The following is a 15,241-nucleotide window of genomic DNA, read 5'->3' as shown; positions in this document are numbered from 1 at the left end:
AACTGCTCGGGCCAGTGGCATAACTCTCCGCCCGACAGCGTGTTGTAGGTGGCCGCCCTCGGTCCGACGATGACAGGCCGTCGCGTCGAAGTCGTGGTCGCGCTGGTGTTGCTCGCGGGCTGTGGCGGCCTCGTCCCGACCGGGAGCGACGGCGCCGCCCCGACGGGGACGGCAGCCGACGTTCCCGACGACCTCACCCGGGTCAGCGTCACCGCCGTCGTCGACGGCGACACGATCCGCGTCGAGTACCGCAACGGCACCCGCGACACCGTCCGGCTGGTCGGGGTCGACACGCCGGAGGTCCACACCGAGAACGACCCCTCGGAGTTCGAGGGCGTCCCCGACACCGCCGCCGGCGAGGACTGTCTCCGGAGTGCGGGGATCAACGCGTCGAACTTCGCCAAGGACCGCCTGCTCGGCCGGAGCATCGGCATCGCCACGGACCCCAACCTCGACCGGCGGGGCTACTACGACCGCTTGCTCGCCTACGTGGTCGTGGACGACCGCCTGTTCAACTACCGGCTCGTCGCGTCCGGCCGCGCCCGCGTCTACGACAGCGAGTTCAGCCGACAGGAGTCGTTCACGAGCGCCGAGACGAGCGCCCGCGAGGACCGGCGCGGCCTCTGGCGCTGTACCGACCCCGACGCGGCCGACTGGACGACGCCCACGGCGACGGCGAGTCCCTCGGGGCTCGCGCTCGTCGAGATACACGAAGACGCCGCCGGCAACGACAACGAGAACCTGAACGACGAGTACCTCGTCTTCGCGAACCGGGGCGACCAGTCGCTCGCGCTGTCCGGCTGGACCGTCACCGACGCCGCGGGGCACAGCTACGCCTTCGGGGAGTACTCGCTCGCGCCGGGCGAGCGCGTGACCCTCCACACCGGCAGCGGGACCGACACGGCGACGGCGCGCTACTGGGGCGCGAGCGGCGCGGTCTGGAACAACGGCGGCGACACCGTCACCGTCCGGACGGACGGCGGCGACGTGGCACTGCAGCGGGCCTACTGAGTCACTCGCCCGCACCAGCGGGCGTACTAAGCCCGTCCAGCGCCACGGGTCGGTATGGACTGGCGCCGGTACACCCCCTCGCCGCGGGCCGTCGACTGGGGGCTGTTCGTCGCCGTCGCCACGCTCCTGGCGACGGGTATCGGGACCATCTTCGTCGGGACGGTCGCCGCTGCGTGGGTCATCGACCTCCACGCCGTCTCCGGAATCGTCCTCGTCTGTCTGTTGCCCGTCAAGCTGTGGCGGGTCCGCCACCGAGTCGCCCCCGGGCGCCTGACCGGCGCGCGGGTGCTCTCGGTCGCGCTCGCGGTCGACGCGACCGGGGCGCTCGTCACCGGCGTCTGGTGGCTATTCGGCGGCTCGCTCGACCTGGGCCCGTGGGGCCTCTTTCACCTCCACACCGCGCTGGGGCTACTCGTCGCGCCGCTGTTGCTGGCCCACCTGCGCTATCGCGTCCACTCCCCCGCGACCGCGATGCGACACGGTCGCCGCGACGCCATCCGCTACGCCGGCCTCGTCGCGACTGGCGCGGTCGTCTGGCGGCTCCAGGGGCCGGTCAACGACGCGCTCGACACCGCCGGCGCCGACCGGCGCTTCACCGGCTCCCGCGAGGAGGGTAGCGACGCGGGCAACCGCTTCCCGGTGACGAGCTGGGTCGCGGACGACCCCGACCCCGTCGACCCCGCCGACTGGACGCTCACCGTCGGCGGGCGCGTGGCGAACGGGACGGCCTACGACCTCGCGGACCTCCCCACGGGCGCGAGCGGGCGGGCGCTGCTGGACTGTACGAGCGGCTGGTACTCCGAACACGACTGGCAGGGGGTGCGCGTGGGCGACCTGCTCGACGCCGCGGACCCCGACGACGCCGCCGCGTGGGTGCAGTTTCGCTCCGTGACGGGCTACCGGTGGAGCCTCCCCATCGAGGCGGCCCGCGACGCTCTGCTCGCTACCCGCGTCGACGGCGACGTGCTCTCCCACGGTCACGGCTACCCCCTCCGGCTTGTCGCGCCCGGCCGCCGGGGGTTCCAGTGGGTGAAGTGGGTCGAGTCGGTCCGCGTGACCGAGCGCCGCGAGGTCGGGGAGTGGCTGGCCATCTTCCTCAGTGGCGTCTGAAAGCCACCCATTTATCAACTAGCCGACAGTACCGCCGGCATGGTGAACACCGACCAGGAGGCGGTCGACGAAATCGTCCACGAGGGCGACGCCCTCGGCAGCAGGGAGCTCCTCGACATCCTCGAACGGCACCACGACGAACAGCCCGGCGTCTCGCGCGAGGCTATCGACGCCTACGCCCGCGAACTGGCCGAGCGCGAGGACAGCAGCTTCGACGTCGACACGTTCGAGGAGACGATAGCCGAGCGCCTCACCGAGTCCGACAGCTGGGTCGACGACACCGGTCGCCTGTACGAACTCGGCGACGACCGCATCAGCCAGTACCCGGCGACGTGGCACGACCGGCTGGGCGGCGAGCGCGACCCCGCGGCCTACATCCGGTTCTTCGAGGCGGAGGCCCCGTCGGTACTCAACAACGCGGCCGGCGGCCGCAAGGGCGTCAACGAGGACCAGCTCATCGACGTCATGACGGTCGTCGGCGGGCTGAGCCGTCGGTCGGCCAAGGCCGCCATCGAATCCGGCCGCGACGACGGCCGACTCGTGGAGGACGCGGACCAGCATCCGAAAGCCGGCGTCTACCTGGCGGAGGAGTGAGACAGGCGGAGAGAGTGACGCGTCGACGGCGGCTCAGAGCAGCGCGTCGATAGTCGCCCAGAGGTCCGGGCCCTCCCTAGCGTATTCTATCGGGACGAACCCGGCCGCTCGCGCGCCCGCGACGGCCTCGCTGTCCCCGACCATCACGTACTCCTCGGCGGGGAGCCGCTCGCCCAGGCGCTCGAACGGAGCGGTATCGGGCGTGTGCGCGCCGGCGTCGTAGGAGGCGACGACGGCGTCGAAGCGGTCGGACAGGCCGTGGTAGTCGAGCTTCCCGACCTGCCACTCGCGGGGGCCGTCGGTTATCACCGCGAGCGCGCTGTCGTCGGCCAGCCCGGCGAGGCTCTCGCGGGCGGCCTCGGGCACTGCAGTCCCGGCGTAGGTTTCCTCCCGCAGCGTCGCGACCATCGCGTCGGGGTCGGCACCGCTGTCGGCCGCCGCGACGGCCGCCGCCATCGACTGCCGGTAGGGCTCGGGCTCTAACCCCTCGAAAGCGCGCCGGAACGAGTCACGCGCCGTCGCCAGTAGCTCGTCCGTCGGGTCGACGCCGTGGGCGGCGAAGACGTCCCGCAGAATCTCGGCGTCCGAGCGGGTCCGCTGGACCAGCACGCCGTCCAGCGCGAAACAGAGGGCGTCCGTCATTCCGTGTCTATCGGTTTCCCGTCCTCGGTCGGCGGCGCGACGTAGTCGATGTAGCTATCGGCGTCCGGTTCGCGGACCGTCACCTCGACGTGGATGTCGCCCAGTTCGGCGGGTTCGCCGACGGCGAAGTTCACGCGGCCCTCGAAGGCCGCCTGTTTCTTCAGGTCGAACGCGAAGCGGTCGCCCGCCAGACTGTCGAAGAAGACCGAACGGGCCGTGTCCAGAATCTCCGCTCGGTGCAGTTCCGCCGAGAACCCCTCCATCGTGTGGACCTCGGCGACGAGTTCGCCCGCGCGGTGGTCGGGGTCGGCCTCGGGGAACAGGTTCTGAACGGCGTCTGCGACCCGCGCCGTGACCTCGGTGTCGTTGACCGGCGCGGTAATCTCGACGTCGACGCTGTAGACGCTACTCACGACTGGGCCTCCACGCCCTCTTCCAGCAGCGCCCGGATACGTCGCTGGAACGCCGCCAGCGAGTCGGTGTTCTCGACGGTCACGTCGGCCATCTCCATCGCCGCGCCCATCCCGAAGCCCAGTTCGCGCTCGTCGCGGTCCTCTAAGGCTTCGCCGCCCTCGTCGACGCCGGCGTCCCGGCCCCGGAGGTCCAGTCGCTCGGCCCGAACGTCGAATGGCGCGGTTATCTCGACCAGCACGAACGCCTCGCCGAAGGCCTCGCGGAACGCCTCGACCTCCACGTCCGAGCGGATGCCGTCCACGAGGACGGTGTCGCTATCCTCGCGCTCGGCCTCGATGACCGGCAGCGACCGCTCGGCGATGGCGCCCGGCCCGTTCTCCTCGCGCAGCGCCTTCGCCACGGTCCCGTGGTCGGTCGCCGGGTCCAGCCCGCGCTCGCGACACTCCGCGCGAATCACGTCGCCCATCGTCACGACCGGCACGCCCATCTCGCTTGCGACCTCGGCCGCCTCGCTCTTGCCGCTGCCGGGGAGTCCGACGACACCGATGACTGTCATTGGAGGCGCTTTGTCGAGAACCGGCTAAAGACCTGCTGTTCTCGGAGCGACGGTCTTCGGTGGTAGAGCGATAGGGAACAGCCAGAAAGCCCCGGCATGCTACACGAAGGCGGACGACGTAAGCACCGAAGGCCGGAGGCCGAGGAGCGCAACGAGCCCCCCGAGTGTAGCATGCCGCCCCTTTCAGTCCACCCGTAGCCCGGTTGGTCAGCCAGCATGGGTGGGACTGAAAGGGGCGACTGGCTTCGGGAACCCCGGCGAAGTAAGCACCGCAAGAGTGAGCGGAGCGAACGACGAGGAGCGCAGCGAGTCGCGGGACCGAAGCCAGTCGGGGCTTTCTGGCTCTCTGCACCGGTGGTTGTCTGCGTCACACAATCACATGTCGTCACAAAAACCGAGTTTCCGAGTCACCGTTCCCGAACGACGACGAACTCGGCTAGCTCCCGCAGGTACTCGACGGACTGGGAGTGAGACGCATCGACCGTCTCCAGCGCTTCGAGGGCGGCGTCGGACTCGGCGCGGGCCCTGGCGTTTGCCTCCTCGGTCGTGAGGTCGGTCACCTCGACGAAGGAGGGCCGTTCCATCTCGGCGTCGTGGCCCGTCGGCTTGCCCAGCGTCTCCTCGTCGGCGGTGTCGTCTAACACGTCGTCGCGCATCTGGAAGGCCACGCCGACCCGCTGGGCGTACTCGCCCATCGCCTCGACGGTGTAGGCGTCCGCGTCGGCGGCGATAGCGCCCAGTTCGGCGGCCGCCCGGAACAGCGCGCCCGTCTTCCGGCGGGCGAGTTCCATGTACTCGGCCTCGTTGGTCGGCTGGGCGATCAGTTCCATAGCCTCGCCCTCACCGAGTTCGACCATCGCCTCGGAGACGGTCTGCATCGCCCGCTCGTCCGCCGAAAAGAGGGCGAAGGCCTCCCCGAGCAGCCCGTCGGAGGCGATGATGGCCGAGCCGTGGCCGTACTGCGCCCACGCCGCGGGCGTCCCGCGGCGGACCTCGGACTCGTCGATGATGTCGTCGATGACGAGCGAGGCGTTGTGGACCAGCTCGATGCCGACGGCGTAGTCGACGGCGTCGGCCGGGTCCCCGCCCAGCGCCTCACAGACGAGCACCGCCACCGTCGGCCGGACCCGTTTCCCCCCCGAGAGCACGACGTGGCCGACCTGGTCCGCGAGTTCGTCGGGTTCGACGTCGTCGATGACGGCCTGTAGCCGCGCCTCGACGCGGTCACGACGCGCCTCGAGATACTCCATTAGCGCCGAGTTAGGACCACGGGGAAAAGTACCTGACGACCCAGCGTTCGGTCGTCCGTTGGGAGCAAAATCGGGGTGCTATCAGCCAGAACGTTCCGGCTGGCTCTGTGAAGCGTCGCTGCTAAACGGAACACTGCTGGGTGTCCGTGGGGGGTGCGCCGAGAAAGATGGCCGGACCGCGTGTGACAGACCGTCTCAGTCGTCGTTGTCGACCGGCTGGCTCGGACCGCCCGAGAAGACGAACTCGTGTTCGGCGGCGGTCTCGAAGCGGTCGAGGATACCACCGAGCGGTTTCGCGTAGCGTTTCAGCCGGTCGGCGCGTTCGGAGACCTCGTCCAGCTCGTCGGCCTGCTGTTTGGAGGTCTCGGCGGCGCTCTCGGCCTCCGTCCGGATGGACTGGCTCCGGCCGGTCGCCTGTTCGAGGACGTCGGCGACGGACTGGAACTGGGCCAGTTCCTCGTTGATGTCGACGTGTGGGTTGCCCTTCAGCGAGTGGAGCCGGTCGATGACGCCGTCGAGGTCGGCGGCCAGCTCTTCGAGGCGGGCCTCCTGGTCGGTCGCGTCCGCGTTGATGGCCTCGATGGAGTCCGTGACCCGCTCTCCGGACTGGCGCACGTTCTCCGTGTTGGTCAGCACGATCTCACTGGACTCGGCGACCTCTTCGCTGAAGGTCTTGAGCTGCCCGGTGGTCTTCTCCAGTTCGCCCAGCATGTCGTTGAACTCCTCCGCGATGCGGTCCATCGCGTCGTTCTCGTTGTCGATCTCCATGCGCTGGGTCAGGTCGCCGTTCGCACACCGCTGCATGACCTCGCTGTAGTCCTCCGCCTTCTCCTGGAGGTAGTCGGTCATGGCGAGCGCTTCCTGCCGGGAGACCTCCGCTTCCTTGCGGGCGGACTCGGCCTCCTGGATGCGGTCCCGGAGCGCGTCGCGCATGTTCGCGAACGAGGCCGTCAGTTGGCCGAACTCGTCGCGGCGGGTCACCTCGAGGTCGATGTCGAGGTTCCCGGCCTCCAGGCGCTCGGCTTTCTCGGTCAGCCGGTTCAGCGCGCTGGTCGCGCCGCGCCCGAAGACGATGCCGATGACGGCGATGCCGAAGAACGCTGCGCCCGAGAGGACGAGCAGGTTCGTGGTGATAGTGCTCCGGAGCGCGTACGCCGTCGAGAGCGGGACGTGGGTCGCGACGACCCAGTCCTCGCCCGCGACCGGGGCGAACGCGACTGCGAAGGAGCCGTGTGACGGGGCCGTCGTCCCGTTGATATCGCTGCCCTGCACGAATTCGGTCTGGCCGTTGAGGCCGCTCTGGAGGACGCCCAGCTGGTCTGGGTTCTCCGTGTACACGGAGAGGCTCCCGTCGTTACGGTCGAGGGCCTGGGTCTCCTGGGTCCCCGCGACGATGCGGCCCTGGGAGTCGACGACCTGCGAGTAGACGTCCTCGGACGGCGCCGGGAGGCTCCCGGCCAGTGCGTCCATGTCGGCCTGGACCACGAGGTACCGGTTCTCACCGTCCGTCGTCTCGACTGGCGTCACGAACGACACGAGCGAGCGCGTCAGCGCCTCCTCTGCGCTGGAGATGAACACGCCGTCGCTGTTGTACACCAGCTCCGTCTGGGTCTGCCAGGGTGCCTCCCGCGTGTTGAGGTTCTGCCCGACTTCGGATTCGTCCGTGCTGGCGGTGATGTTCGCGTTCGAGAGGTTGACGAGGTGAACGTTGTGGACGTCCTCCGGGAGCTGCTCTTTCTCGCTCTGGAGGAACGCCTGCCGCTCCTGTTGGGTCCCGCTGCGGACCACCTCGAACTGCGAGAGGCGGCGGGTGGTGTCGCTCCGTGACTCGCGCCAGTCCGCAATCTGTGCCGCGCTCTGGTTTGCGACACCGATGTACTCGGTCCGGGTCTCCTCGGTCAACTGGTTGGACGTCTGGTTGTAGGTGTTCGCGCTCACACCGACGATGACGACCGATATCAACAGCAGCGCGACCAGGAATTTCGCGAGGAAGCTCCGCGCTAGGAATCCGGGAAGGATACTACTGGCTTCGTCGACGCTTCGGGCCTCTGGTGTGTCGTCCGTGCTCATCGTTTGTCTATTAGCTCCCGTTAGTTCCGTATTGCTGGCCGTAGTCCCTGTCTAAGAATCTGTCGTCCGCGACGTAGCGAGCGGGAATCGACTCCTCGGAGAGGTAGCCGTTGCTCTCGATAGTCGAGGCGGCGCTGTCGAGGGCGGCCTGTGCGGTCCGCTGGCCGCTGACGACGCTGCTCATCGCCTTGGCCGCCTCGCCCATGATGTTCATGTTCTGGGGTGTGTCGACCGGGACTGGCGGATAACTGCTCGGGTCGTCGGGGTTGCCGCCGGGGACCGCGCTCATTCCCTCCTCGAAGGCGCTGATGTAGCCCTCGCCGGGGACCGGCGGCGCGTTGCCCTGCTGGACCTGGTCCTTGATGTAGTTGAACCGGGCATACCCCGCCCGGGGCCCGTCACCCTCCCACTGGCGAGTCGAGAGCAGCAGGTTCGCCATCCGGGAGTTAGCCCACTGGAGGTAGAGCCACGCCGCCTCCGGGTTGGGCGTGGTGGCGGTGATACCGGTCGCCCAGACCCAGGTGTCGACGACCGGGTCGCGGCCGTCCGGCCCCTGCAGCGGCGGGAGCCACTTCGTCTCCCGCATGACCTGGGTGTCGACGATGCCGGACGTCTGTGGCGTCGAGTACATTATCCCAACGTCGCCGTTGCTGTAGGCGTTGTTGTTGGCGTACCAGTCGTAGGTCCCGGGGTCGACCGGGCCGTACTGGTTCAGCATATTGCCGAACCGTTCGAGGGATGCGACGCCCTGCTCCTCGTTGAGCCGTGGCACCCGCTCTTCTCGGTCGATCCACTCGCCCCCGTAGGTCTTGAACATCGTCCCCCAGTTGGCCGCCGACAGCGTGGCCGAACTGGTCCGGGAGACGATACCCAGGCGGTCGACCTCGTTGGACTCGGCTATCGTCTTGGCACAGGACTCCAGTTCCGCGAAGTTCGTCGGTTCGCTGAGCCCGAGCTTCTCGAACGTCGGCTTGTGGATGGCCGTCCCGCCGTAGAACTCGATACCGTTGGGCAGCGCCGTTAGCTCGACGGTACCGTCCGCGTTGGGGTAGGACATCAACTCGATGGTCTGGCGCCGGAAGTCGCCCATCTTGAGCCACTTCTTGTCGGTCAGACTGGCGTCGTTGATGAAGGGAATGAGGTCACGGACCCAGGAGGTACCGTCGTCGCCAAAGTGGTACCCGCCCGATGGCCACAGCCCGTTCATGATGCCGTCGTACGGGTTGTCGTCGCTGGAGAGCGCGTTCTCGGTCTCGGACCAGAACTTGTCCTCGGAGACGATTTCGTACTCGATTTCGATACCTGTAAGATCCGTGAAATAGTCCTTGACCGCCTTCTCCTCGCCTTCGGCCGTCGTCGAGAACGTCGTCGAGTACGGGTGCAGTCCCATCCCGAACGTCAGCGTGATGTCGTCGTCCTTGAACTGCTCCCAGTCGATGTTGGCCTCTCTCGCGTGCTCATTGAGCTTCTGTCCCCACTCCTCGATGCCGGCCTGTTTGGGCGGGACGTCGGTCGGACCGTACTCGGTCTCGGATTCCGAAAAGACTCCCCCGCACCCGGCGAGGCCGACTGTCCCCGAGACAGCCAGTGATTTGAGTGCGCTCCGTCTTGATATGTGTTCAGTAATCCGGTCTGTCATTGTGATGTATCGTGTGCTGAGAGGTCCCACGCGGTCGCAAAAACGACCGGTCCATACTCACCCCTCTTGCTGACACGTACATCATTAATCACACATCATAAGTTTACCGGAAACCGGGGTCTTGGCAGTAAAGAAGAGCCTACTGGCGGCTATTAGCTTCCTAAAACGGTCCAGTAGCACGGCTCTCCCCAACCCGACTCGACGCAAACAGCGCCGCCGTAAATTTCAGCCGTCGTCGGGGTGGAACTCCGCGATGAGTTCCGGAACGATATCGAAGAGGTCGGCGACCACGCCGTAGTCGGCCACGTCGAATATGGGCGCGGTCGGGTCGCTGTTGACTGCGACGACGGTGTCGCTCTCGCGCATCCCGGCGAGGTGCTGGGCGGCCCCGGAGATGCCGATAGCGAGATAGACATCGGGGGCGACGGTCACGCCAGAGTGGCCGACCAGTCGCTCTGCCGAGACCCATCCGCGTTTCACCGGCGGGCTGGCGGCGGCGACGGTCCCGCCGACGGCGTCCGCGAGGTCGAATATCGCGTCCAGATGCGCCTCCGCACCGATACCGCGCCCGACAGCCACGACCACGTCGGCCTCGGCCAGGTCGGGGTCGGTGAGCGCCTCGTGGCCGGTCATCGTCGAACGGACCGCTTCGTCGTCGACGTCGGCCGCGAAGGGGACCACGTCGGTCTCGCCGGTCCCGTCTTCGGGGGGCCACTCGCCGGGCCGGAGGGTCACGACGGCCCGCCCGCCGTCGACGGCGAGTGTCGTCGACGCGCCGTCCAGTTCGCGGGTGACAGCCAGGCCGTCCGCGGCGTGGAGCGCAACGGCGTCCGTCACGACGGGCCAGTCGAGTCGGACCGCGAGCGCCGGCGCGTAGTCCAGCCCGGTCGCCGTGTGCGGAACGAGGACGGCCCGGGCGTCGACGGACGCCGCCAGTTGCGACAGCGTCTGCACGTACACGTCGTGATTGAACCCGTCGCCACCGGGGACCGTGTGTATCGTGTCGACGCCGTCGCGAGCGAGTCCCTCGGCGACCTGCTCGGCGTCGTCGCCGACGACGGCGGTGTGGACGGGGTCGCCGGTCGCCTCGGCCAGTTCCCGTCCGGCGGTCTGTGCCTCCCGGCTCACGTCGCACAGTCGGCCGCCGCAGTGCTCGGCGACGGTGAGGACGGTCACGGTTCCACCCCGTGCGCGCGGAGGACCGCCGCCACGTCGGCGGCCGTCTCCGCTGGCGTGCCCTCGAACAGCGTCACGCTCCGGTCCCGGTCGGCGGTGTCCACCGGCGTGAGCGCACCCTCGACGGCGTCGGGCTCGGTCCCGATGTCGGCGAGCGACCGGACCGCGACGTCGGCGCGCTGGGCGGCCCTGACCGCGCCGAGGCTCGCCGGTCGCGGCTCGTTGCAACCGGCGCCGACGGTCAGGACGGCCGGCAGGTCGACGTCGACCAGTTCGGTGCGGTTGCCGCCGCGGTCACAGCGGACCGAGACGACGCCCGCCTCGCGGTCGAGCGACAGGTCGGTGACGACCGTCGCCCAGCCGTATTCGAGACGGGCCGCCAGAGCCACGCCGGTCGCGGCGAACCCGTCGGGTCCGGATTGAGCGCCCGCCAGGACGAGCGTCGGGTCCACGTCGGCGGCGACCGCAGCCAGGAGCCGCGCCGTCACCCGAGCGTCGAGCAGGGCGGTCCCGTCTACCCGGTCGTCCCAGACACGGACCGCGCGGTCGGCCCCCCTCGCCAGCGCCGCCCGGACGACCGGCTCGGCCGCCGGCGGGCCGACGGTGGCGGTGACGACCTCGATGTCGTCGCGGGTCGCCCGCAGCCCGACCGCCGCCTCCAGGGCGTGTGCGTCCCACTCCCCGAGGGCGTACTCGGCGCCGTCGGCGCTCCCGGCCGACCGGGACCCCGGCGCCACTGTGACAAGTAGTTGCACACCGAACGGACGGTCGGCAGCGAGAAAACGCTACCGCCGGTCAGTCCTCGATCTCGGTGACGTCCTCGTCGGGGAAGGAGATGAGATTCTCCCGCCCGATGCGGAGCTTGTCGATGCGGTCGTCCTCGTCCATCGCGGAGAGCAACTGCGAGACCTTGGCGTTCGACCAGCCGGTCTCCTTGACGATGCGGGCCTGCTTCATCCGCCCGCCGTTCTGTGTGAGCAGCCGCTCGACGCGCTCCTCGTCGCTCAGCAGTTCCACGTCGATGTCGTCGGTCGACGGCTCCGCGTCGTCGGTGGCTATCTCGGGCGCCGGGGCGTCCCCGCCGCCGTCGTCGGTGTCGGTCGCGCCCACGGCCGGGAACCCGTCTTCCCCGTTCAGATAGAGCAACGCGGCCACCAGCGCGACGACGAGCAGGAGGCTCATGCCGAGCCACAGCGGGAAGTCCCCGCCCCGAATCGGACCGGTCCCCGTCGACGTGGCGTTGTCGCTCTCGTAGACGATGTTCAGGTCGCCGCGTTCGAACGTCGTGGTCGGGCTGCCGTCGATTCGCAGGTCGCCCTCGTCGATGTAGGAGTTCTGGGGGGAGTTCGTCAGGACGTACCCCCGTGGCGGCGAGATGACGAGCGACTGCCCCGCTTCGAGGTTCGTGAACCACGTCCCATCGGGCGTGTAGAACGCGTCCCGAAGCAACAGCCGACCGCCGCGGACGGCCGCGAAGTTCGTCCAGTTAAAGGAGAGGACGAGCCGTCCCTGGCCGTCGTCGACCACGTAATCACGGCTCGCGTCGGTGATCGCCATCTCCCGGCCGGTCGCCGTCGACGCCGCGTCGCTCGCGGCGCGAAACTCCGAGAGCGGACCGGCGTCGCCGTCGCCCGCGACGAACGACTCGCCGAGCTGTTCGAACGCCCGAGTGTCGTTCGCGTCCGACAGGTTGAACGTCTCGGTCACCGTCCAGCGCGCGTTCCCGTTGGGACGTAACTGGACGCGAAACGTCGTGTTCTCGGATTCGAGTTCCTGGGTCGCGGCCGACTGCGCGGCCGGTGCGCCGGCCGTGGCGGCGAGCGGCGTGGCCGCCGAGACCGCTGGGAACGCACACAGGAGGAGGACGAGGAGGACGGCGGATGCCCGCGGGGCCATGTCACCCAAACAGTCGACAGGCCGTCGGCAAAACCCTTTCTATCGAAGAATAAAACGTCAGCGGTGGCGGTGAAACGTCTCGGCAGTTCTCCGACCGCAGTTACTGGTCCCGTAATGGGGGAGGTTTTTGTACGCTGGCGCTATACTGGTCGGCAATGCGACCGCTTCCTGCCCTCCTCGTCGCGCTGCTGTTCGTCACCGCGGCGGGTATCCCGGTCGCTGGCATCGGCACCACGCCAGAGCGTCCCCAGACGACCGCGACGTCCCTCCCGAGTATCGACACCGTCGAAAACACGACGAATCAACTCAGCCTCCCGGACGACGAAGTCCGGCGCGCCAGCTACAACGACACCGGTATCGACGTCGGCACCGCCACCGAGGCCTGGTCGGCACAGCTCCACCACCGACACGACGCCATCGCCTTCGAGGAGCGGTTCCGTCGCACCGACGGCCGCGAAGCGCGAGCAGGGCTCGTCACGGACCGCCTGGCCGCCATCGAGGCCCAGGAACAGGCGCTCGACGAGCGCCAGGACAGGGCCGTCGCCCGCTACGCCCGCGGCGAGATATCGGCGACGGCGTTTCTCAGGACGCGCCTCGTCGTCAACGCCGAGGCGAGCGAACTGCTGGAGACGGTCGACCGTATCGCCGCCGCCCCCAACACGGCGCCCAGGTACTCGCTGAACGAGTCGCTCACCGCCAGACTGCGGGCCGTCGAGGGCGAGTTGCGGACGCTCACCGGTCCCATCGGCGCTCAGCTCCAGTCGGGCGGGGCCACCGACCGCACGCTCTACGTCGAGGCGTCCGACGACGGCTACATGCTCGCGACGGTCGACGGCGACGAGTACGTCCGCGAGACGCGCCTCGACGACGCGCGCGACCCCGGCGCCACCGACCAGTTCCTCGCGGAGGCGACGAACGACGGCGACCCCGAGACGGACCGTCTGGACGTCGCGGACGAACGGGCGGCCGACCTCTACCCGTGGCTGTACGAACGGCAGCGCCCGAGCTTCACCTTCTACGGGACCTCGGGCATCTACGAACTGACGGCCGATCACCCGAACGGCGTGCTGACGGCGTATCTCGACGGCGGGACGACCGACGTGTTCTACGAGGAACAGGTCCGCCAGCTCTCCAGCGTGCGGACGAGAGCGACCGAGCGCAACGTCGACGACACGCTCGCGGTGGCTGTCCGCCAGTCCAGTTCGACCGGTCCGCTGCTCGTCAGCGCCGCGAACAACGAGACGAACGCGCCCGTCGACGGCACCGTCACCATCGACGGCCAGGTGGTCGGGACGACCGGCGGCGACGGCGTGCTCTGGACCGTCGAGCCGCGGGGGGCCTACACCGTGACCGTCGCGACCGACGCGGGCAGCACCTCCGTCGTCGTCCCGGCGTCCTGAACGGCCCCGACCTCCGGGGCCCGTTTGCCCTGCGAGCGCGTCACAGGGCGGCCCGGTGACGAAAGCGACTAAAACGCCTGCCCGAAGGGGTCCGTATGGCCGTCCTCGAACAACTCGGATTCATGCTGGTCTTTCTCGCCGTCGGCGCGGCCGCCAGCGGCGTCTCCCTCCTCGACGAGCGCCGCACCGAGACACTGACCGCTTTCGCGTTCTACGTCGCCCTGCCGTCGCTGGTCTTTGCCTCGACGTTCGACCGCCCCCTGGGCGAACTCGTCTCGCCGGCGTTGCTCGCCGGCTTCTGGACCGTCCTCGCAATCACCCTCGCCGTCGGCTGGCTCGTCCACCGGAAGCGGACGAGCGACGCCCGCCGGAGCGTCGCCATCGTGCAGTCTTACCACGGGAACATGGGCTTTCTCGGCCTGCCGCTGGTAGCGGCGACGCTGGGGGGCGAGGCCGCCGCCATCGCCAGCGTCGTCCTCGGGCTGGGCGCGCTGACCCACGCCCCCGTGACGATGCTCACGCTCGTCCGCATCAACGACAGCGACGCGTCGCTGTCGGCCGAACTGCGCTCGCTTCTGCGGAATCCCGTCCTCGTGTCGCTGGCCGCCGGTGTCGCCGCCTCCGTCGGCGGGGTCGCCGTGCCGTCGGTCGCCATCGCCGGGCTCGACGCCGTCTCGACGCTCGCGCTCCCGCTCGCACTGGTCTGTGTCGGCGCGAAACTCGACGCGGAGCTGTCGCTGTCGACGCTGCGGCCGACCACCGGCGTCGTCCTGCTCAAGGTGGTCTGGATGCCCGTGCTCGCGTGGGTCGTGTTCTCGGCGCTCGGGCTCGGGTCGACGGCGCTGTCGGCCGCCGTCGTCATGCTCGGCGTGCCCACCGCCGTCTCGACGTACGTCTACACCAGCGAACTCGGCGGCGACGAGTCCTTCGCCTCGATGAACGTCGTCGTGACCACCGTGGCCTCGCTCGTGACCCTCTCGACGCTGGTCTGGTTGCTCGGCTGAGGCGACGGCGTCACGGCCGCTCACCGTGCGCTTTTCCCCGCTCCCGGACCGACACCCACCGTGACCTACCACCACATCGACCCGGCGGACCTCCCCGAGACCGAGGACTACCCGTGTGACCGGCGGGGCATCTCGGACGCCGCGGAGCTACTTGCCCTGCACGCGGCCACCTACGAGATGGCGCCCGGCGAACAGCTCCCGCGCACGTATCACTATCATCAGCAGCGCGAGGAACTGTTCTACGTCGTCTCGGGACCGGTCCACGTCGAGACGCCGGAAGGGGAGTTCGTCGTCGAGCGCGGCGAGGTGTTCGTCGCCGAACCGGAGAGCCCACATCGGGCGTTCAATCCCGCCGACGCCGACTCGTCGGCCCGCGTGCTCGGCGTCGGCGCGCCAAAGAGCGACCCCGGCCTGCCGTACGAGCCAGACGAGTGACGTGTGTGACTACGCTTTTCCCGCCGGCCCGTCGAGAGACACCC

General features: G+C 69.0%; 15 protein-coding genes. 6 read left to right on the top strand and 9 right to left on the bottom strand.

From position 1 onward, the window contains the following. Positions 1-69 precede the first annotated feature (69 nt). The 3 genes from NDI86_RS08615 to NDI86_RS08605 are packed head-to-tail and all read left to right on the top strand — an operon-like array spanning position 70 to position 2,715. Complete coding sequence (locus NDI86_RS08615) at positions 70-1,011, top strand: lamin tail domain-containing protein (protein WP_310900010.1); 942 nt, start codon at positions 70-72, stop codon at positions 1,009-1,011. 54 nt (positions 1,012-1,065) lie between these two features. Further along, positions 1,066-2,121 (top strand): molybdopterin-dependent oxidoreductase, encoded by a 1,056-nt coding sequence (locus tag NDI86_RS08610; RefSeq protein WP_310900009.1) that lies wholly within the window; start codon positions 1,066-1,068, stop codon positions 2,119-2,121. Between the two features lie 39 nt (positions 2,122-2,160). Beyond that, a complete protein-coding gene (locus tag NDI86_RS08605) occupies positions 2,161-2,715 on the top strand; it encodes a hypothetical protein (RefSeq protein ID WP_310900008.1) in 555 nt (184 codons plus the stop codon). 33 nt (positions 2,716-2,748) lie between these two features. On the opposite strand, the gene NDI86_RS08600 is transcribed toward NDI86_RS08605, so the two are convergent. From NDI86_RS08600 to NDI86_RS08560, 9 genes are all read right to left on the bottom strand, one after another. Beyond that, entirely contained in the window at positions 2,749-3,357 is a 609-nt protein-coding gene (locus NDI86_RS08600) for an HAD family hydrolase (protein WP_310900007.1), read from the bottom strand. After that, positions 3,354-3,770 (bottom strand): RNA-binding domain-containing protein, encoded by a 417-nt coding sequence (locus NDI86_RS08595; protein ID WP_310900006.1) that lies wholly within the window; start codon positions 3,768-3,770, stop codon positions 3,354-3,356. The genes NDI86_RS08600 and NDI86_RS08595 overlap by 4 nt, the downstream gene beginning before the upstream one ends. Further along, positions 3,767-4,327 (bottom strand): AAA family ATPase, encoded by a 561-nt coding sequence (locus tag NDI86_RS08590; RefSeq protein ID WP_310900005.1) that lies wholly within the window; start codon positions 4,325-4,327, stop codon positions 3,767-3,769. The genes NDI86_RS08595 and NDI86_RS08590 overlap by 4 nt, the downstream gene beginning before the upstream one ends. Positions 4,328-4,734: 407 nt before the next feature. Further along, positions 4,735-5,577: a polyprenyl synthetase family protein gene (locus tag NDI86_RS08585; RefSeq protein WP_310900004.1), complete on the bottom strand. Its 843-nt coding sequence runs from the start codon at positions 5,575-5,577 to the stop codon at positions 4,735-4,737. A gap of 195 nt (positions 5,578-5,772) precedes the next feature. Then, positions 5,773-7,647, bottom strand: coding sequence for a PDC sensor domain-containing protein (locus NDI86_RS08580; protein WP_310900003.1), 1,875 nt, complete (start codon positions 7,645-7,647; stop codon positions 5,773-5,775). A gap of 10 nt (positions 7,648-7,657) precedes the next feature. After that, positions 7,658-9,286 (bottom strand): ABC transporter substrate-binding protein, encoded by a 1,629-nt coding sequence (locus NDI86_RS08575; RefSeq protein ID WP_310900002.1) that lies wholly within the window; start codon positions 9,284-9,286, stop codon positions 7,658-7,660. Between the two features lie 225 nt (positions 9,287-9,511). Beyond that, on the bottom strand, positions 9,512-10,462 hold the full coding sequence (locus NDI86_RS08570) for an electron transfer flavoprotein subunit alpha/FixB family protein (protein WP_310900001.1): 951 nt from the start codon (positions 10,460-10,462) through the stop codon (positions 9,512-9,514). Further along, positions 10,459-11,217: an electron transfer flavoprotein subunit beta/FixA family protein gene (locus NDI86_RS08565; protein WP_310900000.1), complete on the bottom strand. Its 759-nt coding sequence runs from the start codon at positions 11,215-11,217 to the stop codon at positions 10,459-10,461. The genes NDI86_RS08570 and NDI86_RS08565 overlap by 4 nt, the downstream gene beginning before the upstream one ends. A gap of 40 nt (positions 11,218-11,257) precedes the next feature. After that, positions 11,258-12,358, bottom strand: coding sequence for a helix-turn-helix transcriptional regulator (locus tag NDI86_RS08560; protein ID WP_310899999.1), 1,101 nt, complete (start codon positions 12,356-12,358; stop codon positions 11,258-11,260). A 155-nt stretch (positions 12,359-12,513) separates the two neighbouring features. Here NDI86_RS08560 and NDI86_RS08555 point away from each other — a divergent pair, with 155 nt between their 5' ends. The 3 genes from NDI86_RS08555 (at position 12,514) to NDI86_RS08545 (ending at position 15,197) form a co-directional block, all read left to right on the top strand. Then, positions 12,514-13,758 carry a DUF7094 domain-containing protein gene (locus tag NDI86_RS08555; protein WP_310899998.1) on the top strand — a complete coding sequence of 415 codons (1,245 nt, stop codon included), beginning with the start codon at positions 12,514-12,516 and terminating at the stop codon, positions 13,756-13,758. A 95-nt stretch (positions 13,759-13,853) separates the two neighbouring features. After that, entirely contained in the window at positions 13,854-14,762 is a 909-nt protein-coding gene (locus NDI86_RS08550; protein WP_310899997.1) for an AEC family transporter, read from the top strand. A 60-nt stretch (positions 14,763-14,822) separates the two neighbouring features. Then, complete coding sequence (locus NDI86_RS08545) at positions 14,823-15,197, top strand: cupin domain-containing protein (protein ID WP_310899996.1); 375 nt, start codon at positions 14,823-14,825, stop codon at positions 15,195-15,197. Positions 15,198-15,241: the final 44 nt, after the last annotated feature.

It is taken from the genome of Haloarcula onubensis, from assembly GCF_031624605.1.
Lineage (GTDB): Archaea > Halobacteriota > Halobacteria > Halobacteriales > Haloarculaceae > Haloarcula > Haloarcula onubensis.
This window is presented reverse-complemented; position numbering and strand designations above follow the sequence as displayed.

What these genes read in the sequence shown, in the direction of transcription:
- NDI86_RS08555 (WP_310899998.1), top strand. Translation starts at nt 12,514, where the DNA reads ATGCGACCGCTTCCTGCCCTCCTCGTCGCGCTGCTGTTCGTCACCGCG.
- NDI86_RS08575 (WP_310900002.1), bottom strand. Translation starts at nt 9,286, where the DNA reads ATGACAGACCGGATTACTGAACACATATCAAGACGGAGCGCACTCAAA.
- NDI86_RS08600 (WP_310900007.1), bottom strand. Translation starts at nt 3,357, where the DNA reads ATGACGGACGCCCTCTGTTTCGCGCTGGACGGCGTGCTGGTCCAGCGG.
- NDI86_RS08550 (WP_310899997.1), top strand. Translation starts at nt 13,854, where the DNA reads ATGGCCGTCCTCGAACAACTCGGATTCATGCTGGTCTTTCTCGCCGTC.
- NDI86_RS08580 (WP_310900003.1), bottom strand. Translation starts at nt 7,647, where the DNA reads ATGAGCACGGACGACACACCAGAGGCCCGAAGCGTCGACGAAGCCAGT.
- NDI86_RS08615 (WP_310900010.1), top strand. Translation starts at nt 70, where the DNA reads ATGACAGGCCGTCGCGTCGAAGTCGTGGTCGCGCTGGTGTTGCTCGCG.
- NDI86_RS08560 (WP_310899999.1), bottom strand. Translation starts at nt 12,358, where the DNA reads ATGGCCCCGCGGGCATCCGCCGTCCTCCTCGTCCTCCTCCTGTGTGCG.
- NDI86_RS08585 (WP_310900004.1), bottom strand. Translation starts at nt 5,577, where the DNA reads ATGGAGTATCTCGAGGCGCGTCGTGACCGCGTCGAGGCGCGGCTACAG.
- NDI86_RS08605 (WP_310900008.1), top strand. Translation starts at nt 2,161, where the DNA reads ATGGTGAACACCGACCAGGAGGCGGTCGACGAAATCGTCCACGAGGGC.
- NDI86_RS08590 (WP_310900005.1), bottom strand. Translation starts at nt 4,327, where the DNA reads ATGACAGTCATCGGTGTCGTCGGACTCCCCGGCAGCGGCAAGAGCGAG.
- NDI86_RS08610 (WP_310900009.1), top strand. Translation starts at nt 1,066, where the DNA reads ATGGACTGGCGCCGGTACACCCCCTCGCCGCGGGCCGTCGACTGGGGG.